Annotated in this window: 19 protein-coding genes and 1 CRISPR repeat array; of the genes, 10 read left to right on the forward strand and 9 right to left on the reverse strand. The window is 48.7% G+C overall.

Annotation, left to right across the window (positions count from 1 at the left end; genetic code table 11):
• Positions 1 to 76 precede the first annotated feature (76 nt).
• From NDI45_RS27180 to NDI45_RS27190, 3 genes are all read right to left on the reverse strand, one after another.
• Positions 77 to 700 carry a hypothetical protein gene (locus tag NDI45_RS27180; RefSeq protein WP_348249605.1) on the reverse strand — a complete coding sequence of 208 codons (624 nt, stop codon included), beginning with the start codon at positions 698 to 700 and terminating at the stop codon, positions 77 to 79.
• A 257-nt stretch (positions 701 to 957) separates the two neighbouring features.
• On the reverse strand, positions 958 to 1,560 hold the full coding sequence (locus tag NDI45_RS27185) for a hypothetical protein (protein WP_348249606.1): 603 nt from the start codon (positions 1,558 to 1,560) through the stop codon (positions 958 to 960).
• A 4-nt stretch (positions 1,561 to 1,564) separates the two neighbouring features.
• On the reverse strand, positions 1,565 to 1,873 hold the full coding sequence (locus NDI45_RS27190) for a CRISPR-associated protein Csx3 (RefSeq protein WP_348249607.1): 309 nt from the start codon (positions 1,871 to 1,873) through the stop codon (positions 1,565 to 1,567).
• Between the two features lie 196 nt (positions 1,874 to 2,069).
• Here NDI45_RS27190 and NDI45_RS27195 point away from each other — a divergent pair, with 196 nt between their 5' ends.
• Together NDI45_RS27195 and NDI45_RS27200 are read left to right on the forward strand one after the other, a co-directional pair.
• On the forward strand, positions 2,070 to 3,431 hold the full coding sequence (locus tag NDI45_RS27195; protein WP_348249608.1) for a TIGR03985 family CRISPR-associated protein: 1,362 nt from the start codon (positions 2,070 to 2,072) through the stop codon (positions 3,429 to 3,431).
• Positions 3,432 to 3,441: 10 nt separating this feature from the next.
• Positions 3,442 to 4,041 (forward strand): HD domain-containing protein, encoded by a 600-nt coding sequence (locus NDI45_RS27200; RefSeq protein WP_348249609.1) that lies wholly within the window; start codon positions 3,442 to 3,444, stop codon positions 4,039 to 4,041.
• A 257-nt stretch (positions 4,042 to 4,298) separates the two neighbouring features.
• A CRISPR array of direct repeats spans positions 4,299 to 6,528; the repeat unit is 37 nt; unit sequence CTCGCTAAAAACTGAATCCCGCTTGCGGGACTGAAAC.
• Between the two features lie 47 nt (positions 6,529 to 6,575).
• Here NDI45_RS27200 and NDI45_RS27205 read toward each other — a convergent pair.
• From NDI45_RS27205 to NDI45_RS27225, 5 genes are all read right to left on the reverse strand, one after another.
• Positions 6,576 to 6,923 carry a hypothetical protein gene (locus tag NDI45_RS27205; RefSeq protein ID WP_348249610.1) on the reverse strand — a complete coding sequence of 116 codons (348 nt, stop codon included), beginning with the start codon at positions 6,921 to 6,923 and terminating at the stop codon, positions 6,576 to 6,578.
• A 107-nt stretch (positions 6,924 to 7,030) separates the two neighbouring features.
• On the reverse strand, positions 7,031 to 8,077 hold the full coding sequence (locus NDI45_RS27210) for a hypothetical protein (protein ID WP_348249611.1): 1,047 nt from the start codon (positions 8,075 to 8,077) through the stop codon (positions 7,031 to 7,033).
• A gap of 2 nt (positions 8,078 to 8,079) precedes the next feature.
• Complete coding sequence (locus NDI45_RS27215; RefSeq protein WP_348249612.1) at positions 8,080 to 8,595, reverse strand: hypothetical protein; 516 nt, start codon at positions 8,593 to 8,595, stop codon at positions 8,080 to 8,082.
• 107 nt (positions 8,596 to 8,702) lie between these two features.
• Positions 8,703 to 9,044 carry a hypothetical protein gene (locus NDI45_RS27220; protein WP_348249613.1) on the reverse strand — a complete coding sequence of 114 codons (342 nt, stop codon included), beginning with the start codon at positions 9,042 to 9,044 and terminating at the stop codon, positions 8,703 to 8,705.
• 275 nt (positions 9,045 to 9,319) lie between these two features.
• Positions 9,320 to 9,502: a hypothetical protein gene (locus tag NDI45_RS27225; protein WP_348249614.1), complete on the reverse strand. Its 183-nt coding sequence runs from the start codon at positions 9,500 to 9,502 to the stop codon at positions 9,320 to 9,322.
• 156 nt (positions 9,503 to 9,658) lie between these two features.
• On the opposite strand from NDI45_RS27225, the gene NDI45_RS27230 reads away from it, so the two are divergent.
• The 6 genes from NDI45_RS27230 to NDI45_RS27255 all read left to right on the forward strand — a co-directional run bounded on the left by NDI45_RS27230 (position 9,659) and on the right by NDI45_RS27255 (position 15,899).
• Complete coding sequence (locus NDI45_RS27230; RefSeq protein ID WP_348249615.1) at positions 9,659 to 10,471, forward strand: hypothetical protein; 813 nt, start codon at positions 9,659 to 9,661, stop codon at positions 10,469 to 10,471.
• A gap of 186 nt (positions 10,472 to 10,657) precedes the next feature.
• Entirely contained in the window at positions 10,658 to 11,818 is a 1,161-nt protein-coding gene (locus tag NDI45_RS27235; protein ID WP_348249616.1) for a hypothetical protein, read from the forward strand.
• Between the two features lie 50 nt (positions 11,819 to 11,868).
• On the forward strand, positions 11,869 to 12,354 hold the full coding sequence (locus NDI45_RS27240; protein ID WP_348249617.1) for a hypothetical protein: 486 nt from the start codon (positions 11,869 to 11,871) through the stop codon (positions 12,352 to 12,354).
• 58 nt (positions 12,355 to 12,412) lie between these two features.
• Positions 12,413 to 12,787: a hypothetical protein gene (locus NDI45_RS27245; RefSeq protein ID WP_348249618.1), complete on the forward strand. Its 375-nt coding sequence runs from the start codon at positions 12,413 to 12,415 to the stop codon at positions 12,785 to 12,787.
• A 41-nt stretch (positions 12,788 to 12,828) separates the two neighbouring features.
• The gene (locus tag NDI45_RS27250) at positions 12,829 to 15,336 is read left to right on the forward strand and encodes a hypothetical protein (protein WP_348249619.1); all 2,508 of its coding nucleotides are present in this window, start codon (positions 12,829 to 12,831) and stop codon (positions 15,334 to 15,336) included.
• Positions 15,333 to 15,899, forward strand: coding sequence for a hypothetical protein (locus NDI45_RS27255; RefSeq protein ID WP_348249620.1), 567 nt, complete (start codon positions 15,333 to 15,335; stop codon positions 15,897 to 15,899). The genes NDI45_RS27250 and NDI45_RS27255 overlap by 4 nt, the downstream gene beginning before the upstream one ends.
• A gap of 36 nt (positions 15,900 to 15,935) precedes the next feature.
• Here NDI45_RS27255 and NDI45_RS27260 read toward each other — a convergent pair whose 3' ends face one another.
• Complete coding sequence (locus NDI45_RS27260; protein ID WP_348249621.1) at positions 15,936 to 16,232, reverse strand: hypothetical protein; 297 nt, start codon at positions 16,230 to 16,232, stop codon at positions 15,936 to 15,938.
• Positions 16,233 to 16,606: 374 nt separating this feature from the next.
• Here NDI45_RS27260 and NDI45_RS27265 point away from each other — a divergent pair, with 374 nt between their 5' ends.
• Positions 16,607 to 20,845: a protein kinase gene (locus NDI45_RS27265; protein WP_348249622.1), complete on the forward strand. Its 4,239-nt coding sequence runs from the start codon at positions 16,607 to 16,609 to the stop codon at positions 20,843 to 20,845.
• Positions 20,846 to 20,855: 10 nt separating this feature from the next.
• The gene (locus NDI45_RS27270) at positions 20,856 to 23,297 is read left to right on the forward strand and encodes a carotenoid oxygenase family protein (protein ID WP_348249623.1); all 2,442 of its coding nucleotides are present in this window, start codon (positions 20,856 to 20,858) and stop codon (positions 23,295 to 23,297) included.
• Positions 23,298 to 23,448: the final 151 nt, after the last annotated feature.

A 23,448-nucleotide genomic window follows, 5' to 3' on the forward strand; every position in this document is an offset into this window, starting at 1 on the left:
TCTTGCCATGTTTATGAGCTTTGCTATGACCGCACAGAGGACATTCCATCGCTTTGCTTCTAGTCGAGGTTCCTCTCTACTCTACCAATCCCACATTATCCTGAGGCACTACCGATGAATCCAGGCAATTGCGAAGTACTTGGATCATATTATCAGGAACAGCAACAGGAGGAAATTGAAGATTTAACTGGCGATGGCTCTCTAAATCTTTCTCAGGCTTCCAGAGACTATTCTCGCCTCCCTTCTTTAGCTTCTTGCCAAGTTCCTGCTGACACCACTTTCGCCAAATTTCACCCATACCCGATTTGCCATGAATCTCCGCAAATGCGATCGCCGCATCCTTTGCGATAGGCTGTCGCTGCGGTTCTTTCCCCTTCTTCCACTCCAGGTTATGCAAAGCCAGAATTGTCTCCAAACTCGGTGGCTTATCCAGCACAGCAGGAAACATACGGGTTTGCTGGTTTTCCAAATCATCAATGCAAATCCGTAGGGTGCGGGAATCAAGGTAGCTAAAGACTGGCTTGGGCGACCGATTCAGACTCAGGAAAGCACGATAGGCGTGGGCCGCCATTGTTTTCGTACCACCTGTGTAGTGTAGCCCGATCTTCTCAGTAGAGTTAATCTTGTTTGCATATCCCACTATAGTCCGGGCGATTTCAAACCCGTCTGCTTCTGATCCGGTTAGTGGAGCATCCAACACATCGATTTTTAATGCCCTTAAAGCATTCTTCAATCGCCTAGCAACCTCTTTAGTGTGAGTTGAGAAAACTAAATAGGCTTTCTTCTTTCCTTCCAAGAGTAATTGTGCTGCAACGTAGTTTGGTAGCGGATTCTCGCCAACCAAAAGGAAAAGATTTTCAACTTTAAATTTGGATAAATCCATGCTGAGAACCCCATTTTTCTGGTTTAACGACTAAGTACACAATTACTTCTCGTATTCCCCAAAGCCTGATCGTCCTAATGTGCCCAGCAATCGCACAAACCCACCAGATAGTTTGCAAGTGTTTGAATCATGGGACGATTAGAAACATCCTGACCGCGCTTCAAATAATGAATGGAACCTGTGATCATGGGTGTTTCTGAATCAATGCGATCGCACGTTCCTTCATAATCACTTTGGAGGAGGGCAATAACCTGAACATTGAGATCGCTACAGGTTTCTTTCCAGACAGGCACTTGAGCCATATCCCCTGCCAGAATAACTGCATGGGTTGCATATTGAAGAATCTTGCGATTTTTCTCGTCGATCATTCCACCCAGATCGATAATTGTGAGTGGTTCTGAGATATCCCGGACACTTGCAGCAACGCGATCAGTGAACTCCCAGGTGAATTTCGTTTTGTAGGCTGTCTTGAGTTGTTTTGCCAATGCCGGATCGCGCTGGGCAGCTTCAGAATACCAGGCACCTTCTCCATCAGGACAGGCAGTGAGGACGTAGGGGTAGGGAGACTGCCCTGCCCGGTGTAATACCATTAGGGCTTGCTTTAACCCTTCCCTTAAACAGGATTTGCCAGAGTGGGGTGGTCCACAAAGAGCAACTTTAACAGGCTGTTGAGTCATGGTTCTAATCAATCAGGTCGCCGAGTTTGTAGGTGGGATTGTGAGTAATGCAGATGACGTACTTGCCCCCCAGCTTCGGGTCGTAGACTGCGATCGCCCCGTAAAGATGAGCTACTTTATGAGCAATGACAAAGGCAACGGGAAGAGAAGCCGGACCGTTAATTTTGAGCAGACTGCCACCAGCAAGCTCTCCGGCCGAGACCAGCTCATCTAGGTGAGCTGTTGCGTCTTGGACAATCTGATCGTTTTGAGCAGGCTCACCGAACCCTATCTTGAGAACCTGATCGACAATGTCAATCGTGTAGGTAGTCATGTAAATTTCTCAGCAAGTGTTCATATCTTAAGAGCTACTGGAAGCCATTATTTCCAAAATTCAGCATTCCTTCAGGGATATGGAGCTTTTGTAAACTTGTGCTTTCGGAAACGGCTTCATGATTGTAGGGAGCATTGGAAACCGCGCTTTCCAACCTGTATTACTCTGTAAGGATGGATAATATCGAGTTTTTGTAATGGTTCAGCAATCCGGTGTAGGAGAAACCGTTCCTTTATTAGAAGATCTGCCCGATCCCGCTTTATTGCATTGGCTGGTGCACGGTGGGTCGCTGCGGCAAAACCTGAGTCGAGCGATTCGGCTTTGGGTTTGGCTACGCTCTCTGTATGGGGATGAGTCAGAACGTCTGTGCCTGGAGGAACCTTTTACCTACAAAGACTGGCGAGATACTTTCTTCCTGGCAACCCATCCCAAAGGAGAAGCTATTCCCGATCGCCATGATCCGACCTGTGCTTGTGCAAAAACAGCATCTGAGTGGCTTTTTACGCCTCAAATGGGCTTGTCTGAACTGGAGTGGCGATCGCAGATTCAGCAGCACAGCGCAATTGATGATGCTGCATTAAACAATATCTTGCATAGTTCGCTTTTTGCCGTCACTCGTCGTTCGCTGGCAAGTGACCTGGCAGCTCTCTATAAATTGGGCTGGCTTCAAGGAAGAGAGAATGGTTATTACCGGGTTACGGAATTTCCATCTCGACCGGGCAACCGAGGGTTGGACTTGACTGAGAACGCATTGGGAGGATACGACTTAGGATTCTTGAATGCTCACCTGGAGTCGATCGCCCAACAACTTTCCCAACCGATCGCAGAGGAGCAGCGATTTTTTCTGGAAGTGGATTACATTATTGCCCAAACTCAGCAGCGCGTAGAAGCCTGGCTAGAGGAGTTGAAATCAGTTTGGGAAGAAGCGATCGTACCGCCTGTGCGCTTAACCTACAGCAGTGCGAAGTATGGCGTGATGGAATGTATGGTTTATCCAGTCTGCGTTTACTATGTGCAGCGAGCGATTTACCTCTGTGCGCTGGGTGAAACACCCGATAGAAAGGGAGATTGGTATAACTATCGATTGGATAAGATGCAAAAGATAGTACGCTGCCAGTGGGACGACCCACGGCTGCCCTTGATTTTAAAGCAGCGTCGCAAAACGTTGCCCAGTCCTTATTATATTCGGCGCGAGATGGAGCAGGCATGGGGATTTGACTTTTACCTGAAACCGCGATTAATGCTATTGCGGTTTAAGCGAGAGTTTCACGATCGCTATATTCAGGGGACGTTTCGCCATAAAACCTTTCAACGCATCAGCTATGAGAGGGCAAAGCAGATCATACACGATGCGGCTGCCCATCCATCGCTGATCAAAATGATTCAATCACGATCGCCGGAGGATGCGTACTACACCGTCCGCTATCGTGATGGGGACACGAACGTAGGACAGCGCTTGCGTTCCTGGCGACCCAAGGTTGAGGTGCTGCTCCCCTGGGATTTGCGCGAAAAAATGCAGGCGGAAATGCAGGCGGAAATTGAACTTTATCAGGACTAAGGGATACACCATGAATACAACTGGAGCTTCAGTTCAATTGACAGAGCGATTTGAAGAGGCTTTAATTTATGCCAATCGCTTACACGCCAATCAAGTTCGTAAAGCGAGCGGTGTGCCTTACATGGCTCATCTTTTAAGTGTCGCGGCGCTAGTGCTAGAAGATGGGGGAAGCGAAGATGAAGCCATTGCTGCACTATTGCATGATGCGATCGAGGATCAAGGAGGACAAGCCATTCGTGAGGAAATCCAGACCCGATTTGGCAATTGGGTGGTAGCGATTGTGGAGGGCTGCACGGACTCAGACACTGTTCCGAAGCCGCCCTGGAAAGAGCGTAAGCTGCGCTATCTTGAAAACCTGCAATCGGCATCGCCTGAAGTGGTACGTGTGTCGCTGGCAGATAAACTCCACAACGCCCGATCGCTTCTTATGGATTGGCGAAAGTTCGGCTCATCGATTTGGCAGCAATTTAATAGTGACCCGGAACAAAGACTGTGGTTTTATCAGGAATTGGTTCCGCTCTACAAAATGACTAATGCCGGTGAGATGAGTGAAGAATTTGCGCGAACGGTTCAGGATTTGTGCAATCTAGACCAGCCAAGCCTGCCTTGATCCATCCCTATCCCTCGACAGCACGAGAGCGTTTGACTATGATAGGGACATAATTTTTCGCAAACCGAAGCGGGGGCAAAAACCCTGGGGGGTTTGCGAAAACGGCTAGAACCTTGACAAATCAATAAGTTTGAGAATCTAAAGCGTCTTGGAAAGGGACGATTGCCTGTGTTTTGAAGCTCTGAATCGGCTCATATTTTGAGGTTTGCCAAAACAGCCTCTAGAAATCGCTCGTAGTAAGAGCTTTAGGCTACGGACTCGCTAAAAACTGAATCCCGCTTGCGGGACTGAAACATTTTTATGCCGTCACTCATGCGCTTTATTGATAAAGCTCGCTAAAAACTGAATCCCGCTTGCGGGACTGAAACCAACCTGTAACGAATCAATTGATTGACCGTCAAACTCAGCTCGCTAAAAACTGAATCCCGCTTGCGGGACTGAAACGATAATCTAATCACACTTCTCTCTACAACGACGATCGCTCGCTAAAAACTGAATCCCGCTTGCGGGACTGAAACTTTATCGAGAGTACAAGCCGCGATTGCAGGCGATGCTCGCTAAAAACTGAATCCCGCTTGCGGGACTGAAACATAAATCAACCTGAACGCCTGCAAATTTAGCAAAGCGCTCGCTAAAAACTGAATCCCGCTTGCGGGACTGAAACCTTGGAGACTGTTGCCGTTTTTCATGTGAACCGTTGCTCGCTAAAAACTGAATCCCGCTTGCGGGACTGAAACTCGCACAAGCCGACACGAATCGCATAGGAGTTGGCTCGCTAAAAACTGAATCCCGCTTGCGGGACTGAAACCCATCGATTACCACACCACCGCATAAACTTCCATTGCTCGCTAAAAACTGAATCCCGCTTGCGGGACTGAAACGCCCCAGAGACTCGCCTCGACTTGGGACGGATGAAGCTCGCTAAAAACTGAATCCCGCTTGCGGGACTGAAACTCGCAAACTGATGGCTCCGTATTATGTGCGATCGGGCCTCGCTAAAAACTGAATCCCGCTTGCGGGACTGAAACGACTCAATAAATCGGAACTTGCACCAAGCTTCACTCGCTAAAAACTGAATCCCGCTTGCGGGACTGAAACCATTCGATCGACGTATCTCCGAGCGATCGCCACAACCTCGCTAAAAACTGAATCCCGCTTGCGGGACTGAAACAAGATTACAGACGGCGGAATGAGAGACGGTTGTGTCTCGCTAAAAACTGAATCCCGCTTGCGGGACTGAAACTTTTGGGACTCGACGCAGGCGCGCTGGCAGATCTCACTCGCTAAAAACTGAATCCCGCTTGCGGGACTGAAACGATCATTCAATCTAAATCTAAGGAGAATCAATCATGGCTCGCTAAAAACTGAATCCCGCTTGCGGGACTGAAACCCGCCAGCATTTTAGACGGATCACGATCGTCTGCACTCGCTAAAAACTGAATCCCGCTTGCGGGACTGAAACATGTCTGCTCAGCACGAATTGAGCCAGCCACGGAAGCTCGCTAAAAACTGAATCCCGCTTGCGGGACTGAAACAGCAAATAGAGTTTAGCTTTCATTTTTACCTCTCCTCTCGCTAAAAACTGAATCCCGCTTGCGGGACTGAAACTGATTAGCTCTATTTAACAAAGTTGCATCTGAACTCTCGCTAAAAACTGAATCCCGCTTGCGGGACTGAAACCTACTAGAAGTGCTGCTAAAACCAAAGGGGATAGATACTCGCTAAAAACTGAATCCCGCTTGCGGGACTGAAACATTGAGTTCTATGTCTATAGATAAGATTGTCTATACTCGCTAAAAACTGAATCCCGCTTGCGGGACTGAAACATAATATCAATGTTTGCTGTCTGACCATTGATTGTGCTCGCTAAAAACTGAATCCCGCTTGCGGGACTGAAACAAGCTTGGTGCATCAGTTTGCTGGAAAAGCGATCGGCTCGCTAAAAACTGAATCCCGCTTGCGGGACTGAAACCTTTAAGAAATCTGCTAAACCTCCCAAGTTCAAGAAACTCGCTAAAAACTGAATCCCGCTTGCGGGACTGAAACAGATACCCACGCGATCGGATTTGATTGGCGAGAGCTCGCTAAAAACTGAATCCCGCTTGCGGGACTGAAACACCGAAAAGCTGGCACGGGGTCTAGTCGTGGGGAATGACTCGCTAAAAACTGAATCCCGCTTGCGGGACTGAAACATGATTGATAATTTCAATGTTTATGATGATGCAGACGGCTCGCTAAAAACTGAATCCCGCTTGCGGGACTGAAACCATATTTTGCTTTATCAATCGCTTCTGAAATAGAGTCTCGCTAAAAACTGAATCCCGCTTGCGGGACTGAAACAAGAGTAGCGATTTTTAAAAGTGCAGCCGTTCTGAATCTCGCTAAAAACTGAATCCCGCTTGCGGGACTGAAACACTAGAACAATTAACTAAGGTAAAGCTGAAGAGATTCTCGCTAAAAACTGAATCCCGCTTGCGGGACTGAAACTCATCTAATTCCTGATACTGACAGACATTTCTCGCGAAAACTAAGTTTTAATCATTGCTAATGATCACTGCATCTTTCAGAATTGCATTACTCAAACTGGTCAGGGTTAAATCGCGAACATGATCAGCCGCAGCACGGGCTGATTCAGCCAGAATTGTGTCTGTTTGAGGAGTGAGCTTAGGAGCAGAAATCAAATAGCCTAAGCACTTGATGTAGTTGTCCTGTAAATTTGCGATTGACAGCCGCTTGATTAGAGTTGAATCGCCATCCCGGAATGACTTCAATGCTTGCTTCTGCTGTGCTGTCTGAGGTTCGCCCAATGTCTTGAGAATGACATCTACTGCGTTTTGAACGTATGCGGCTGTAATTTCACACTTGACAGGATTTGTGCTCATTATTTTATCTTCTGTTAGGACTGATACAATCTATTTATTAAGTGTAAGCTTATACCCTGAAGTATAAACCTGGAAATGTTTTAAATTCTCCTAGACGTGAATGCTCATTAGTGGTTGGCAGCAGTTATTGAGTATTTTCGCATAGCTTCCATCGTGGGTATCCAACCTTGTTGAATATGCAATGTATGATGAATTCCATCGATCGTTGTCGCTGCAATAACTAACCCCTGTGCCCTTGCTCGATCGAACCACTGACTAAAGCCAACAGGCACGATTGCCTCAGAAGATTCAGCCATAGGCAATTCCCACCCCTGGACGATCGCCTCATACAGATACCCCACTGGATTTTTAATCTGCCGCTTTTGCTGCTGGTGACGCAGATAGACAATTGCAGGCTTCACCCGCTTAGGAAACCGCTCGATCGCTTCCTTCAACGCCGCAGGTAAAGGAGTGTTCGGAGGATGCTCAATCGCCTCAGCCGCCTGTTCCATAAGTTCCATAAGTTCTGGGAACTCGGCGAGTTGAATTTCAGTAATTTTCCCAGAACTGGCTGGGGAAAGAGTCGCTTCTATTGCGCTATTCACTTCTACACCGGAACCCTGCTCACAGCCTGCCACTTCCCCAGCCTCAGCAGATCCAGCTTCTTCCTCATTCGTTGAAGAAACAACAAACGGCTTTTGTTGTTTTGGAAAAGAATTGTTTGAAGAAATCTCTGTATTTGTCGTGTGATCATTCAACATATCGGTCGGATCACTGTTCGCACATCGAAGTGTGACAAGATCGCAGACGGCTCCAGCAAAAGCCGACAACCGATCGTAATCAATCCGATAGAACATAACGCGCTTGTAAGAAGTAATCCAATGTTGCGCAGTTTGAATTAATCCAAGCTTTTTCAGATTGCCGATCGCTTTCCTCAGCCCATACTGGGTCATCCAGGGAAACTGCTCCTGCCAGGACTTGAGAGAGTTATAGATCCATTTAGTACCATCGACGATCCAACCAGACGCGGTTGAATTAACCGTCCAATAATGCAACTGCTGAAGGAAAGCACTCTCGTCAAACCCTGTTCCGGATTTACCCAGCGTTTGCTTCAGCAGTCCTGCCAGTTGCGGGGGAATGGGAATCGAATTTGCTTCCAAAGTTTTATGTGCCATGATCACCCCCTCCCTGCACGAGATGAATGGCTCAACCGTTGCATTCGTCTTCCTGTGCTTCGCACAAGTTGCCTGAGACGAACTATCTGTGCGTCGATTAGCGATTGCTGCTCCTGGAGCGATTTCACCTGCTGCCCCCGCTCGATCGCCGCTCGGACTTCACCCACCTGCTGATGGGAGAGGTGCTTGGTTTTGACCTTGGGCTGACCTGACTTTTTGTACTCGCCTGTGAGCCAGCGCAATTGGTAGTAGGTGTACTGCTTCCCATTTTTGGTCTTCGTATAGGGTTCGACCCACTGGTCAAAGTACACCTCCCCCTCCTGCTCGATCGCACGAATGTCCTGAGCAAGACGATCGCGTTCAGCCTGGAGCTTGTGCAGGGCAGCGAGGTAGCGGGAGATCCACTGGAGTTCTGGGAATTGATCAAAATCGAGAACAATCGAATTTCCCAGAACTTCTTCGGGATCGGTTTGCGCTTGAGGAAAAGCCGGACGGGAAAAGGCAGTGATTTTTTGCATTGCAAAGTTGACCCACTACAGCGGTGGGCTTCCAAAGGGTGAACAAACAACAAGAGAGCGATCGCCTCTCTCTAGGTGGGAAGGGCGATCGCCTGAATGAAATTGATTTAGAAGGGCATCACTGAGTCATGCAGATCCTTCGTGACCAGGATTATCCAGTACCGATCCCGGTAGCCCAAAGCAACTTTGCCAAAGCCCAGTCGTTCTCGATCCTGTTCCCAGCGGTGAACTGAATGTAGGGCAGTCGTAAGGTCAGAAATTCGACAAAAGGGAGTCAGTTCTGGGTTTTCGGTCGTGGAGCGGCATCCCTCCGCATAGCCTTTGAGGTAGTGGGTGTTGTCTTGGAACTGTGGATGAGGGGCACGACCATTCATGCCGTCCCGAAAACCGGCACTAAAAAGCTGGTCTGGCGCAAGGGGTGTGCCTTGCCAGGAATTGTTTGGTATCATGTTGAGTAATTGGATAAACAACATTCAGAGAGCGATCGCTTGCCGTAGGAAGTTAGCGATCGCTTTCTAATCAGCTCCTTCTGCATTCTTTGACTCCAGAGAACCCACCAAGGTGTATAACCCCTAGTCAAAATGCTTGAGGAGACTTGGATGCGAGCATCAGTCTGATTACTCCTTCACCAAGGTAGAGGAGTAGCAAAAGATTATTGAGACAACCGAAGTGAAATTCGTACTGGAAATCGTGACGTTAGGCGCGATTACTGGTGCTACGTTGCCTATTGCCGATTTTTCTCTCTTGCTTCAACTGCTTGTTTGAGAAGGAATACAACTAAGTTGGAAACACTGCGCTCCTCGGAACTCGCCCATTGTTCCAAGTAACGTAGCAGGTCTTCATCAACAACAACAGAGATACGCGGCTTCCTGGTTGGCACGTCCAGTAGGAAAAGAATTGTGTTCATTGCAATATTACTTCCTGTTCAGTTCTGTGTGACGTAGTTCAACACGGTGTTGACAAGTGCTGAACCTATGTTAGCCTGATTCGTAGGAACTGAATACCCCCTATGTACCACTTCGCCAGTTACTACCCACGAACCTCTTTCACAGGATTACGAATCATGGCTCAAAGTATTCAAGTATCGGCATTTCAGCCGATGCCGAACTCGATCGCCTCCTCTCAGGAAGCCGACCTGCCACCGAGTGAAACCGACCTGCCACCCACCCCCGAAGCTAAGCGCGAGGTGGCTGCGACTTCCCCTACCACTTCCCGCGAAGGTCGTACGAACCAACCTTCCTTGTGGCAGCCGATTGAACCCCAATTCACCAAAGCAATTGCTCAGTATTACGGCGTGTCCCGCAAATCGGTGCAGCAGTGGTTCCAGAAGATTAAAGAAGCCTGCCCCTGGTTCAATGAATCTGACCTGAAGTTGCCGGATGAGCGGTACAGTCCCCTTTGTGTTGAACTGATGGGGCAATACCGGACTTCAGGTTTACCCTTTGAAGCCTGGAAAACTCAGATTTGGGAGCAAAACCCGGAACTGGTTGCCGCTTATCAAGCCGCTCAGAAGGTTCAAAACCCGTCAACTAACTCATCTCTCGCGGCTAGCATCACGATCAGACCGTCTGATGTGCCGCTCCCGGTTTATCCCCTTCAGCCCTTGCGTCTCACCGTGGTTGATTCCACCGATCGCCTGACCGAAGCCATCAATAACCTGAATACGACCTTGCAGCAGTTTGTCAGCAACGACCAAACCCTGGAAGATGCCCTGAAGCAAAACGCGACGCAAAAAGGCACTCGTCTGGGCACAGAACTTGCGATCGCAGAGATTGGCAGTATGGTGCAAGCTACGGAATCGGCGCGAGTAGAGCTAGCAAAAAAGCTGGGCTTGCTCTCAATCCCCACCGATCCGCCTCAACCGCAGTCCGCCTGAGCCTCACAGCCACCCTTGCCGCGATCGCTTCTTTGATCGTCCTCGCTGCGGTGCTGCTAGTTGCCACTCTTCCAGCTGCAAGAACCTCTCAAACTTCCCCAGCTCCCAGTCTCGTACACAGGTAAGAGTCCCCTGCAATTGGTCGGTGCGAGACCTGCCGGAGACTCAAGAAGGATTGCCCCGATCGTGCCATACCGTCCTCATCTTGCGTATCACCCGATCGGTTCCTTTAGATCGATCGAACCCTTATGCTCTCGAACCCATCAGGAGATTTCCTATATGACCGCGATTAACCTCACCCCCTACACCGACCCCGACTACGGCATTCTGCTTCCCACTGCCCTAGTGCTGCCTGCTCTTGGACTCACCGACTACGGACTGCGGAAATTCCGCCCGCTCCTGGTTGAAAACGTGGACTTCCTGCGCCAATCTGGACCCGGCTCGATCGAACGCATTTTCTATAGCGCCACAGGCTTACTGAAGCTTGCCAACGCCGCCGCTACCCCCCAGGCAGAAGCCTTCAAAACCGCTCTGCAACCTTATCTGCCGCCGCCGCAAGGCTCCTCACCGTCGCCTCCTCCCCCGCCGCGAGACTCCGCTGCCTCCATCGTCCCCCTCCCCCCGCACGCCGTGCAGCCTTATGCCACATCGTCCAGTGACCTCGATCCTTATGCCCCCGCCCAGCGCCGTGTCCCTGCGTCTCTTCCGATGACCACGAGATCCGCTGGACAGGCGGATCACACCGTCATTTCAGCACCTATCACTCCGGCGGATGCTGCCACCCAGAGCGATAATCCCGCTGCGCAGATTGCTCAACAGCTTGCCCCGCACCTGGCTCCCGCTGTGGCTGCCCAGGTGGCTCAACAAGTTCTGCCCCCGGTGCAGTCTGCTCTGGCTCGCCTGAACGATCGCCCCAAAGCCCTCACCGAGGCGGAACTCCTGTTTGAGCAGCAAAAAATCACGCTCCAGCAGTTTGAAGCCATCCAGCGAATGACCCTTGCTGCCCAGGAAGCCAGCGTCAGCCAAGCCACGACGTTGATGAACGCCGTTCCCCAACCCCAAGCTTTTTTCCTCCAGGGCGGTGGCGGGTTTGACGACCTGATTGCCCTGATGCGATCGGAAGGGATGCAGATGCTGATTGGCTTGGTCGCCTTTGCCTTTGGACTGGTTGCCTTGTTTGGCTTTCTGTTTAGCCGATCGGCTGATCCAGTTTCCCAGCCTGACCCCACGACCACCGCCCCGGTTACCCCAATTGCTCCGACTCCCGTTGCCCCGGTCGCCCCCGTGGCTCCGGCTGCTCCGACAAACCCCGTTCCCTACTCCACCCCTCCGGCAACTCCCCAGTAGTCCGAGGGCGGAGATAGAACATCCACCGTCAAAAAAGGAGACCTATCCCTATGCCTGCTGGCATTTCAGAATCCGATTTCAAAGTTCAGTCCGAACGCATTCTGCGGCAAATTCGCGCCGTCAAGGTCGAGGGATTGCAAGCCGACCTTGAACGCGAAAAATGGGTTACTAAGCGCAAGCAAAAAAGCGTTGAGGTGGCGCAGGAGCAATACCGCCAGGAAGAAATTAAGCTCAGCATTGAGCAAGTCCGTACCGACACCTTGCGAAATAACCTGAAGCGGACGGAAGTAGAGCGATCGATTAGCGAGGTTGAAATCACGGGCACACAAGACCGCTTGAGCTTCGAGACTCAGTCGGTGGAACTCAACCGCGATATCTTCCGGCAACGCCTCGAATCGATGAACCTCACCCTGGGTGAAGCGACGTTCCACAATGACGATCGCCGCAGTGAGTTCCGCGAAAAAGAGATTCGCGTCGGCTTGCCGCGTTCCTTCTCGTTCCCCGGTGTGAGTGCTGCTAACGCTAACCTCAACTAGACCGTTCTCTTGTCGTTTTTGCCGCTCTGCCCTCGTGGGGCGGCATCACCCAACACTTATGGAACAACGTATCGCGGTGGGTTTGTCGGCTCTCCTCGTCTCTGGCGTGGTGGCTCAACTCTTAAAGGTGGTGTGGCTGATTCCACCGATTCCCCAGGGTGTCACGCTGATTGCGATCGTGATTGCCCTGGTGTTTGGACTGGCGGCGTGGATGAAATGGCTGAAAATGCTTCGTCGCCGCCAGCTTAAAGCCGCAAAACGCCTCCAGAAGGACGCTGAAAGCTTCTCCTACTTCATCCAGGCAGAGCTTGTAGAAAAAGAGCTTGATCTGACTTCCGATGCTCAGCACGACCTGCAAACGACCCTGCTGCGAGTCGATCAAGCCCTGCCCCTAGTGATGGGGGCGATCGGGATTCTTCTGGGACTGTTCTAGCTTCTTCCTCCTGCCCCAACGCTTCATGTTTGTGCCGTCCCATGACTTCCTACCCGCAAATTATCCCCACTGATAACCCTCTGCGTCCCCTGGCAGCTCGTCCCACCCGCGAGACGAAGCCGCGCCTATGGCTCCTGGTCCTCGCAACCTGTAGCACTCTCACCTTTGGGATTCGCCCGCAGCAGCCTCTGCTGGCAACGTTGATGTGGGCAATCCGGCTAGGGGGTGCAGCCTGCGCGGTAGCTGCCTTGTATCGTGATCCGGAAGTGGAGATCTATGACCCGATCGCCGAAGCCACTGCTTTGCACCAGTTGCAGATGACCCGATTGGAGGCGGCTCACCAGGCTACCCTTCAGCAGAAACAGTGGGAAATCCAGCAATATTACGACGCGCAAGCGACTCAGCAGATCCAGATCACTATCGATCACTCCGCCAAGCTGTTGCAGCAAAAGGAATTTGAACTCTTGCAACTGAGGCAGACACTGGCAAACCAGCAAGTGGAGTTTGAGACGGAAAAGCAGCGCCTGACGCAATCCTGGCAAAGTCAGTGGGAACGCCTGGAAGTTCAAACGGCTGAACTCGAAGCTGCTAAAAACCAGCTCAAAGCCGAACGCGATGCCATCCATGCCTGGGCAGAAGAAAAGTCAGTTGAACTGGACGCAGCGGAGCGTGAAGCCCGATCGCAGCTCAGTGCCCGTGCTGCCAAGCTAGAGCAAGATCTGGACCATCAGCGCCAGCTGCTGATTGAGGAATTTGAAAAACAGCACAATGCCCTGGTTGAGATGTGCCAAAAGGAAATTGAGAACTACAGGCGACTGATTGCAGACCAGGAAGCGACGATCGAGTCGCAGCGGCTCTATCTCTACAATCTGCAGCAGCCCCAGTACGTGGAAGGTACGACCACCGAAGAACTCCTCGCCGATCGCGTCATTGCTTACCTCTACGAGCAGGGCATCATCGTCCGATCGCCCCTGGTTGTGCCTTACGGTAAAGCCAAATTCCGATTGTCCTTTGCCATCCTCGCGATCGCTCCGGGTAAAAACGATAAAGGCAAGTACGCCGAAAGCCTGATCGATGCCTACAAGCGGCTAGAGCGCGTGAGAGAAGGCATCCGAGGCGTGGTTCCAGGCTGTCGCACGATGCCCGAACTCGAACTTCTGCATCGGCAGATTCGATTGACGATCGATACCTCTGGCGTGGATTGGGAAGCGGAAGCTCGCCGTGCGGCTGAAGCGATTCCTGAACCCCCACTAGAGCACTTTGAACTGTTTGTCGAAAGCTGCTACCACATCGGGCTCTTTGGTCCGACGCGGATGGGTAAAACAGTCTGCATTAACAATACCCTTGCTGTAATGCAGCGGCGACTGGGCGGGAACGCCGAACTGATTGTGGGGGATGCCAAGCTCTCCACGGCTCTAAAGGTCTTAAAACCTCGCTACCTGGGAGCCAAAGAATGCCTGAAGGGACTGCGGGAAGCCGCCGACGAAGTGCAGCGCCGGATTGACTTGAGGGAAGCCGATTACCGAAGCGATCGCCCCTTGCGCGACTTTACCCAGGACCAGCGCATTTATTTTTTTGACGAGATCAACGAAGTCATTAGCCGCTTTAACCAGCCGGTTGACCCCGACGATCTCGAATGGCTGAAAGACCATGACTTTCCCCCCAAGTTTGCCGTATCCACCTACCTCCTGCGACTGTGGCGCATGGGGGCAGAACTGGGGGTGCTGACCCTGGTTGCTGGGCAAAACCTGATGGCAAACCAGCTCAAAATCAACGTGGTGGATCTAGAAAACCTGGGACTCCTCTTTATGGGCGGTGCCATCTCGATCGGGATAAACTACCGCTGCAAGGGCACGGAAAAGTCAGACCTGGAAGCCCAGTATCGCCTCAGACGCGAACGCTACTTCAAAACGAAAGACAAGCAATACAAATACTATGGCTTATTTGCATTGCCGAATGAGCAACCTTATCTCGCGCAAATGCCTGCTCCTGATGCTTATCTTTCAACCTTCACGATTCCGCTTTTAGAAGCAACTGAAACCGATGAGGACGATGAGAGCGGTTTCCTTCACGATGAAGCTGAAGAATTCAATTTTCAAGCTGATGACGAACTGGTGCAGGAAATAGAAACAGGTGGTGCGGCAGCGGGTGCGGAAGAGGCAGACCCTCAAAGCGCACCAGAGCGCACCGGTGCAGATCCAGAGCTGGTGCAGCGACTTGAAGGGATGCTGCACCTGAATTTCACCGATGACGCATCAGAGGCAGGTGGTGAAAATTTCGCACCCGAAAATCCCCTTGCACCAGGGATTTCTACCGCACTGGTGCAGCGGGTACTGACGCAATACGATCGGCTTAAAAGTCAGAACAAAGTGATTCAAAAAGTTTGGACCGTTCCTAAATCAGGAACAAGCATTAAATACCTGGCTGCTAAGTGGAAGTTTCGAAAAATCTTGCATGAGAACGGTCGCAAACTTCCCGGTAAGCAATGGGGTGAAGACCCGAATGACTTAAAGAGCTTTGATGAATTAATCGGAGGTGAACCTTCATGAAACTCAGCAGAATTTTTCTCTATTCAGGCGTGTTGATTTTTGGTGCAACCTCGATGCTGTCCTGGCAGCGATTCAATGCGACTGGGGCAGCGCAAAGACGTGCTGCTGTGGCAGCAGCGGTGCAGCCTGCCGTTGTGATGCCTACAGCAACTCCAAGCGCGATTGCAGTGGCTCCGACTTCGCCCCAGTCTGCTATTCCTGCTCCTGCACCAACAGTTTCCACGGCTCCGCCATCTCCAGGAAGTGTTGCCCTTGAACCTCCTCACCCTACTCCAGTGTTCACGCCTGTTGATTCAAACGTTCAAATTATCAAAACGTGCAATGGGCAACTTGCCAATGCCAACCTGCGATCAGAACCTAGTCTGTCTCCTAAAGCGATTCTGGGAGTCGTCCCCCAAGGGCGGGCGATCAAGCTAACGGGCAGAACGGCGATCGGGGATGGGGAGTTCTGGTATGAGGCGATCGTCTCTACTCCGCTTTATCCCAGTCTCGATCCTGCTGCTATCAATCAACTTTGGGCAGGGCAAACCGGATACCTAGCTGGCTGCTTTGTTGGCAATTAATTCTCTATGCCGAAGGTGAACAGAAGGAAGAACAATCTATCGCCCCAATATCTTCGATATATCAATAGCAAAGGCTGGAAGCAGTCGCTTCGACGTAAGATTGCCCTCAATCTCTTGTTTGGGCGAGATCCAATCATCCCCCTGCTGAAAGCCCATGATGTAGAGCACCTGAGCTACAAGCGGGTGGATTTCCAAAATTGCAGAGGGCATGAGATCCCGTTTCTTGATTTGATGCCCCTCAATCGCTTCATGCACCGTCAAGTTATCACGCCATTGAAAGACTTCCTGCGCCAACTGCTGGGACGGAAGTGGGGAAATGCGATCGTGGCTCATCTCCTAAGGGCTTGCTTGCTGTTCTGGTACGGCGTGCTCCTTGTGATTCTGTTTATTTTTGCACTCCTGATTTTGTATCTCGCGGGGGTCTGAATCCTTATTTCACTTTTTTGATTGTTTCGACCTCTCCTTGTATTTGTTTCATTTACGCTAGGAGAATATTCATGAGTTCTCGCTTTTACCAGCTACCACTAAGTTTCAGTTAATTGCCTGCTCAAGCGACGTTGGAGCCAGGAGGGGTACTGAGCAGATAAGCTTCAGCCTGGGGAATCTTCTGATTCGGTTACAAAAAACGAACATTGAACGATTGCTGATACAGGGTCGCATACGATGAAGTTGTTGAAATCGATCAATAACTTCTTATTCGCGTACCTATGGTTGCTCCAGGAAGTTTGCTGCAAGACCGCTTCCGAGTGCTAGACGCCCTCGGAAGGGGCGGCTTTGGTGAGGTGTTTGAAGTGGAAGATCTAGAGGAGCAGGGTATCCCGAAGGTGCTCAAGGTGTTGGACCTTAGTACCTTTTCTCCCTCATCTCACCCTAAAATCATTCAATTGTTTCAACGCGAAGTCGAGATTCTCAGTCAAATTTGTCATCCCGGGATACCGCAGCTTGATTCAGATGGATATTTTGTCTTATCCCAGTCTCAACAACTCCCATTGCACTGTCTAGTAATGGAGAAGATTCCTGGAGTAAATCTGAAACAATGGCTACAAACCGGCGGCGTTCTCAAGCAAACCCAGGCAATTGATTGGTTGAAACAGTTGCTCTCGATTCTGATTCACTTGCATCAGCAGCAGTTTTTTCATCGTGATATCAAACCCGCTAATATCATGCTACGACCAGAAGGTCGGCTCGTGTTAATCGATTTTGGCGCAGTCCGAGAAATTACCCTCACCTATTTAGCGAAACAACAGCAGCAAGCTACGGGAACGGCAGTCATTTCAGCGGGATACACGCCACCAGAGCAAGTAGAAGGGCAAGCCGTTGCTCAATCCGATTTTTTTGCTTTAGGACGAACTTTTGTATATTTGTTGACTGGCGAAGATCCAATCAATCTGCCTAAAGATCCCCAAACAGGGCAGCTTGTTTGGAGCAATCGAATTCGTGAAGGAACTGAACTCTCACCGTTGTTCGTTGAGTTAATCGATCAATTAATGGCCCCATTTCCAGGGCAGCGCCCGCAGAGTGGGGACGCTGTTGTTCAAATGATTCAAAAGCTAGAACGTCACTTGTTGGAAGGTTCTATTGCGCCAATTGCTGTGGTGCAAAAGGACTTAAGAGATGTACCCAACACGTCCTCGTTCTATGGTCGAATCGAAGAGTTATCTACCTTAAAGCGATGGATTCTAGGTAATTCTGAGCAGGAAACTATATCCCAATGCCGTCTGATTACTGTATTAGGGATGGGCGGAATTGGCAAAACTTCTTTGGTTGCAAAACTGATAGAACAGATTCAGGATCAGTTTGAATTTGTTATCTGGAGATCGCTCCTCAATGCTCCTCCTTTGACGGAAATTTTGGCGGATTGGATTAAGTTTCTATCCGGGCAGCAAGAAAGCCAATTGCCAGAGGACTTAAATCATTGCTTATCGCGCTTGCGTTATTATCTACAGACCCATCGTTGCCTTTTAATTCTAGATAACGTTGAATCAATTCTACAGGCAGGCATTCATGCTGGAAGCTATATTCCAGGGTATGAATGCTATGGGTACCTATTCGATCAAATCGGAACGGCTGAGCATCAGAGCAGCTTGTTCTTAACAAGCCGTGAGAAGCCCAAAGAAATTGCTCTGCTGGAAGGAGACTTACCAGAAGTGCAATCGTTTGCTCTCAAAGGGCTATCTCGGACGGAAGGACAAGAGTTTTTTAAAGCTAAAGGTTGCTACAGTGCTCACGATGAGGATCTAGAGGAGATTTCAGAGCACTATGATGGTAATCCTCTGGCATTGAAAATTGTTGCTTCAGCAGTGCAAGAACTGACTGAAGGAGATGTAACAGAAGTTTTACCTCAGTTGAGGCAGGGTAGGTTTCAGTTCGATGACATCGACGATATTCTAAAACGCCAATGGCAACGCCTAGCTAGGACAGAACAAACCGTGATGTACTGGTTAGCAATCAATCGAGAACCAGTTTCTTTGACAGAATTGCAATCAGATGTTGTTTCCGAGGCTGTATCCCGACAACTTTTGGCAGCTGTTCAATCCCTCAGTCGCCGATCGTTGATTGAGCGAAGTAATAAGAATTGGACATTGCAGCCGGTAGTAATGGAATACGTAACCTGCAATCTAATCACAAAAGTTAGTGAAGAGATCACGGCTCAACAATATAGCATGCTTAGTGAATATGCACTATCGAAGGCTCAAAGCAAGGACTATGTTAGACAAGCTCAAGCTCAATTCATTATTCAACCAGTTGTGAATCAGCTATCTGTAAATTCAGCTGGTACTAAGAGGATTGAATGGTGCCTTAAGGAATTGCTAGCAAAGCTACGAAAAGAGACTGCAAGGCAAGTTGGATATACACCTGGCAATATTTTTAATCTGCTTCGTTACCTTAATATCAATTTAGAAGGATATGACTTCTCTCATCTCCCTGTTTGGCAAGCTTCTCTTCAAGGAGCAGTCCTGCATAATGTAAATTTCACGAATGCAGAGTTTAGTAAATGTATCTTTACACAGACTTTTGGAAATGTGCTGTCCGGTACCTTTAGTCCTGATGGCAAAGTCATAGCAACCGGTAATGCGGATGGGAACATTTACTTATGGTCTGTAGAAGATGGACAGCATCTATTGACATTAGAAGGACATTCAAATTGGGTGCGTCGAGTAGCCTTCAGCTTGGATGGTAGGCTGTTAGTGAGTGGCAGCGAAGATCAAACAATGAGAATTTGGAATTTGCAGGATGGCTCTTGCATCCAAATTATTCGAGGTCATGCCCTTAATCTACGCTCCGTGGCAATTAGCCCTCGGGGGGATATGATCGCTAGCACAAGCGATGATCAAACGATTCGATTATGGGACTTTAGAGCTAGTCAGTGTATTCGCGTCTTGGAGGGGCATCAGCATTGGGTACTATCTGCGAGCTTTAGCCCTGACGGAAGCCGAGTCGTGAGTAGCAGCTGTGATCAAACTCTGCGTATCTGGGATGTACAAACCGGACAATGTTTGCAAGTTATAGAAGGGCATACAAGCTGGGTTGTACCTGTTAATTTTAGCCCTTGTGGTCGAAAGATTGTGAGTGCGGGTTTTGACCAAACTGTACGGATCTGGGATGCAGAGACAGGAGTATGTCTTAATATTCTACAAAAACATACAGGTTGGGTTTGGTCTGCAGCTTTCAGTCCTGATGGCAAATATATTGCAAGTGCAGGAGTCGATCAAACTATCCGAATTTGGGATGCTGAAACAGGCCATTGCCTGCGTGTGCTCAAAGAGCATACTAAACAAGTATGGGCGGTTATGTTTCATCCTGACGGACAGCGTCTAGCAAGTTGTGGAGAAGATCAAACAGTTCGATTTTGGAGTGTTGAGACGGGGCGATGTCTCAGAGTTATTAAAGGATACGCAAACTGGATTCGTTCAGTAACCTTCAGTCATGATGGACAGGCTATCTTTAGTGCTCATCACGATCATATTGTCAGAATTTGGGATGCTCATAACTATCACTGGCTAAATCTTTTAGAAGGGCATACAGATTCTGTCATGGCTGTAGCCTGTTCTCCTGATGGTCGTTATTTAGCAAGTGCTGGAGAAGATCGAAGCGTTCGCCTTTGGCAGGTGTCAGAACGTCGATGCCTATCTGTCTTGACGGGACATGCCGGTGGAGTGTGGGCAGTTACCTTTAGCTTGGATAGTCGTCGGATAATTAGTGCTGGCTGTGATAATACGGTCAGGGTGTGGGATATTCCGTCTGCTACTTGCTTGCATGTTATGCAGGGTCATAACGACCGTATCCTATCTCTGGCATCTAGTCCAACTGATCAATGGGTTGCCAGTGCAAGTGAGGATCAGACCATTAGAATCTGGGATATTCAAACTGGGAAATGCATTCATACCATTCAAGAATCAGCTAGAGTGATGTCTGTTGTCTTCAGCCCAAATGGTCAGGTTCTCGCTAGCAGCAGCTTGGATTGTACAATCAAGCTCTGGGATATGAAAAATGGGCGATCGCTGCAAACGTTAACAGGACATACGGGTTGGGTCATGACATTAGCGTTTAGTCCGGACGGCAAAACGCTTGTGAGTGGTAGTTGTGATAAAACCATTAAATTTTGGCGTATTTCAAGCGGCGAGTGCCTTAATACTCTTGAGCAGCATCAGAATTGGATTTGGTCAATTGCATTCAGTCGAGACGGGTGTAAGCTAATTAGTGCAAGTGAAGACGAAACAATTAAAGTTTGGCAGGTAGAGACGGGCGAGTGTTTAGCGACATTACAGGCATGGGGACCTTATAAGGGCATGAGAATTACTGGAGTATCTGGATTAACCTCAGCACAGAAAGCAACCCTCATTGCCTTGGGAGCCGTTGAATCTACTCATTCCGAACTGGATTGGTTAGATGATCAAATGAAAGATAGAAACTCCCAATTAATAAAATTAACGGATCTAAATTAAAGGAATTATTATGTCTGACGACTTGCCTCAACTTGAAACTCCCAAGCAATTTCACGAGATTCCAACATCTGTTGTTAAAGTAGACCGTACAGAAATTAGCGATTTACCGCTAACGATAAGAAAGTTTGAGATTTGCAACTCGCAGCTTGCAGCGGTTGAGAACGAAGGTGCTCTACCTGAAGATTTACGGGGCTACTATTTTGTAGCCGCTGCTCTAGCACCGCCAAGCACACTAGTGATTAATGGCGATGGCATGATTTATCGGGTTGAGCTTAAAGATGGCAAAGCAACCCTTAAAACACGTATTGCTAAAACACCTTGTTACTACATTGACCAAGCAATTCAGAATCATCCTGAGCGGTACCACAAAGCGTACCACTTCAGCAATGCGGGTCCTAGCCGGATGAGTCGTAATCTGGGCAATCGCAATCAGCTTAATACTGCTTTCCTACAAACTCGCGATCGGTTGCTCCTAACCTTTGACGCTGGAATTCCTTGGGTGATAGACCCTGACAGCATGGAACTGGTTGAGCCAGTAGGGAGAATGGATGAGTGGCTAAGTATAACTACTCCGTTTGCAGGGCTCGTTTCATCGCTGCAGGACACTGTCCTACCGCCTCACTCCAATCCTGCTCATCCAGTTTATGATTATCGCAAACCGCAAAATGATCTTCCTCAGAACTCAACTGCTGAAAGTAATTCCCAATCAGTCGATTACCTGTTAACTCTTAACTATTCAACAGGCTATAAGGGAAAATTTAGGAAGAGCTTTGAGCGTGCCTTTGGCTGGATTAGACGAAAAACGATTCAAAGGCTTGGAATAGGCAAAGGAAAGAATACGCCTTGTACTAGTCGAATATATGGATTTACTGATTTAATTCGATATACGTTTGAGAATCGTAAACTAGAACGGTGGCAGCTTGTTCTTCCTGATTGGGAAGAGAGAAACCCCGATGATGATGAGCTAGTAATTGGCGAACAATCAATTCATCAAATGGCAGTCACCGAAGATTACATTATTTTAATGGACATTGCCTTTAGAATTGAATTCTCACAGCTTTTTGCCCCTTTTACTGTCGATCTAATTGAATCAATACTTGACTGGGTAGTAAATATTCTAATCCTAGTTGGTAAAAAACTGTTGCCTGAAAAACTGCGAAAGAAGTTTAAAGACCTTCAAGCTGACTTAATGGAACGGCGATTAAAACTTGGATATACCCTTTATTCCTTTTTTCTCCAGTTACTTCCGCCATCTCAGATTACAAAACTATATATTATCAGTCGGGAAGAGTTGCGGCATGAAAACAATCCTGGCGGAAGTTTAGCAGATCAGCCCAAGTCACTCAAGGTTCGGAAAGTAACAATTCCACGGGAAGTTTCTCACTTTGCAGCAGACTACAGTAACCCAAAAGGCAAGATTACTTTGCACATTGGGCACCAAAATGGCACTGATGTCACAGAATGGATCAGCAAATATGACAAGCCTAGTACAGAGTATAAAAAGCGATTTGGTATAGAACCAGAACCAAAACGGATGCAGCAACTTGTCGGTATGCTCACAGGTGCAATGGATGTTAGCTCCTTTGGACGCTATGTGATAGATGGAGAAACAGGTGCATTACTCGACTCTAAAGTCATCAGTGATGTGAAGCACACCTGGTATCCCTCAGTTTATACCCATCAGGAGGATTGTCACGATCGCTCTTCTGAGGATGAAATGAAGGTCAAAAATATCTATTGGATGTGCTGGGGCTTCTCTTGGGAAATCATTCCCGATCGTATCTATGAAGCATACAAAAATAAGGAATTTCGAGTAGTTCACCATACTCAGCTTAAGGAGAGTAAACCTTGCAAGTTGGTTCGCCTAAATACTCAAACAATGGAGATTGAAGACTGGTTTGATTTTCCACCTGGCCATTTTGCTTGTTCCCCTCAGTTCATCCCGAAGTCAACACCTTGCCCTGAAGATCAAGACCCTACAACTCATGGCTATATTGCTTGTGTCGTGCTTGCAGATGGGCTAGATTCTAGTACAACCTCATTAAGTGTTAGACCGCAGGATGAGTTCTGGATTTTCGATGCGAGTAATTTGGGTAATTCTAAGAGGAAGGACTCAACTTCTAAAAAGGCAACCGTATATAAACTCAGCAGTTCCGATTCTCTCAATATTGGCTTAACAATTCACTCGATTTGGTTATCTCCAAAAGATTTCAAGCATCAGGGTAGCTTGTATTCGACACCAGAGAAACGACAAGATTTACGCCAAAAAGCTTTCTGGCGTGACTTTGGGGCATTTCTTGAACCTGAGGACGAAGAACTTACTTTAGGTGAGCGACCTAGAACATTCAAAAAGATGAACAGGACTGTAAAATCCCTGCTTCAGGAGATTAAGATTCAATTTATTGAGCAGCAACAAGTGGAATCTAAGTCGGTCGTTGTAATGGATCGTTAAAGTGAGCGGAATTTAGGGCGAAGTCCTAAGGACGAGTAGGTAGTGCCTCAGGATAATGTGGGATTGGTAGAGTAGAGAGGAACCTCGACTAGAAGCAAAGCGATGGAATGTCCTCTGTGCGGTCATAGCAAAGCTCATAAACATGGCAAGA

Origin of the sequence: Leptolyngbya sp. GB1-A1 (genome assembly GCF_039962475.1) — a bacterium.
GTDB lineage: Bacteria > Cyanobacteriota > Cyanobacteriia > Elainellales > Elainellaceae > Leptolyngbya_A.

Coding starts and splice junctions, on each gene's coding strand:
- NDI45_RS27190 (WP_348249607.1), bottom strand. CDS start 1,873: ATGACTACCTACACGATTGACATTGTCGATCAGGTTCTCAAGATAGGG.
- NDI45_RS27245 (WP_348249618.1), top strand. CDS start 12,413: ATGGAACAACGTATCGCGGTGGGTTTGTCGGCTCTCCTCGTCTCTGGC.
- NDI45_RS27185 (WP_348249606.1), bottom strand. CDS start 1,560: ATGACTCAACAGCCTGTTAAAGTTGCTCTTTGTGGACCACCCCACTCT.
- NDI45_RS27230 (WP_348249615.1), top strand. CDS start 9,659: ATGGCTCAAAGTATTCAAGTATCGGCATTTCAGCCGATGCCGAACTCG.
- NDI45_RS27200 (WP_348249609.1), top strand. CDS start 3,442: ATGAATACAACTGGAGCTTCAGTTCAATTGACAGAGCGATTTGAAGAG.
- NDI45_RS27255 (WP_348249620.1), top strand. CDS start 15,333: ATGAAACTCAGCAGAATTTTTCTCTATTCAGGCGTGTTGATTTTTGGT.
- NDI45_RS27225 (WP_348249614.1), bottom strand. CDS start 9,502: ATGAACACAATTCTTTTCCTACTGGACGTGCCAACCAGGAAGCCGCGT.
- NDI45_RS27260 (WP_348249621.1), bottom strand. CDS start 16,232: ATGAGCCACGATCGCATTTCCCCACTTCCGTCCCAGCAGTTGGCGCAG.
- NDI45_RS27250 (WP_348249619.1), top strand. CDS start 12,829: ATGACTTCCTACCCGCAAATTATCCCCACTGATAACCCTCTGCGTCCC.
- NDI45_RS27265 (WP_348249622.1), top strand. CDS start 16,607: ATGGTTGCTCCAGGAAGTTTGCTGCAAGACCGCTTCCGAGTGCTAGAC.
- NDI45_RS27205 (WP_348249610.1), bottom strand. CDS start 6,923: ATGAGCACAAATCCTGTCAAGTGTGAAATTACAGCCGCATACGTTCAA.
- NDI45_RS27270 (WP_348249623.1), top strand. CDS start 20,856: ATGTCTGACGACTTGCCTCAACTTGAAACTCCCAAGCAATTTCACGAG.
- NDI45_RS27195 (WP_348249608.1), top strand. CDS start 2,070: ATGGTTCAGCAATCCGGTGTAGGAGAAACCGTTCCTTTATTAGAAGAT.
- NDI45_RS27240 (WP_348249617.1), top strand. CDS start 11,869: ATGCCTGCTGGCATTTCAGAATCCGATTTCAAAGTTCAGTCCGAACGC.
- NDI45_RS27210 (WP_348249611.1), bottom strand. CDS start 8,077: ATGGCACATAAAACTTTGGAAGCAAATTCGATTCCCATTCCCCCGCAA.
- NDI45_RS27215 (WP_348249612.1), bottom strand. CDS start 8,595: ATGCAAAAAATCACTGCCTTTTCCCGTCCGGCTTTTCCTCAAGCGCAA.
- NDI45_RS27220 (WP_348249613.1), bottom strand. CDS start 9,044: ATGATACCAAACAATTCCTGGCAAGGCACACCCCTTGCGCCAGACCAG.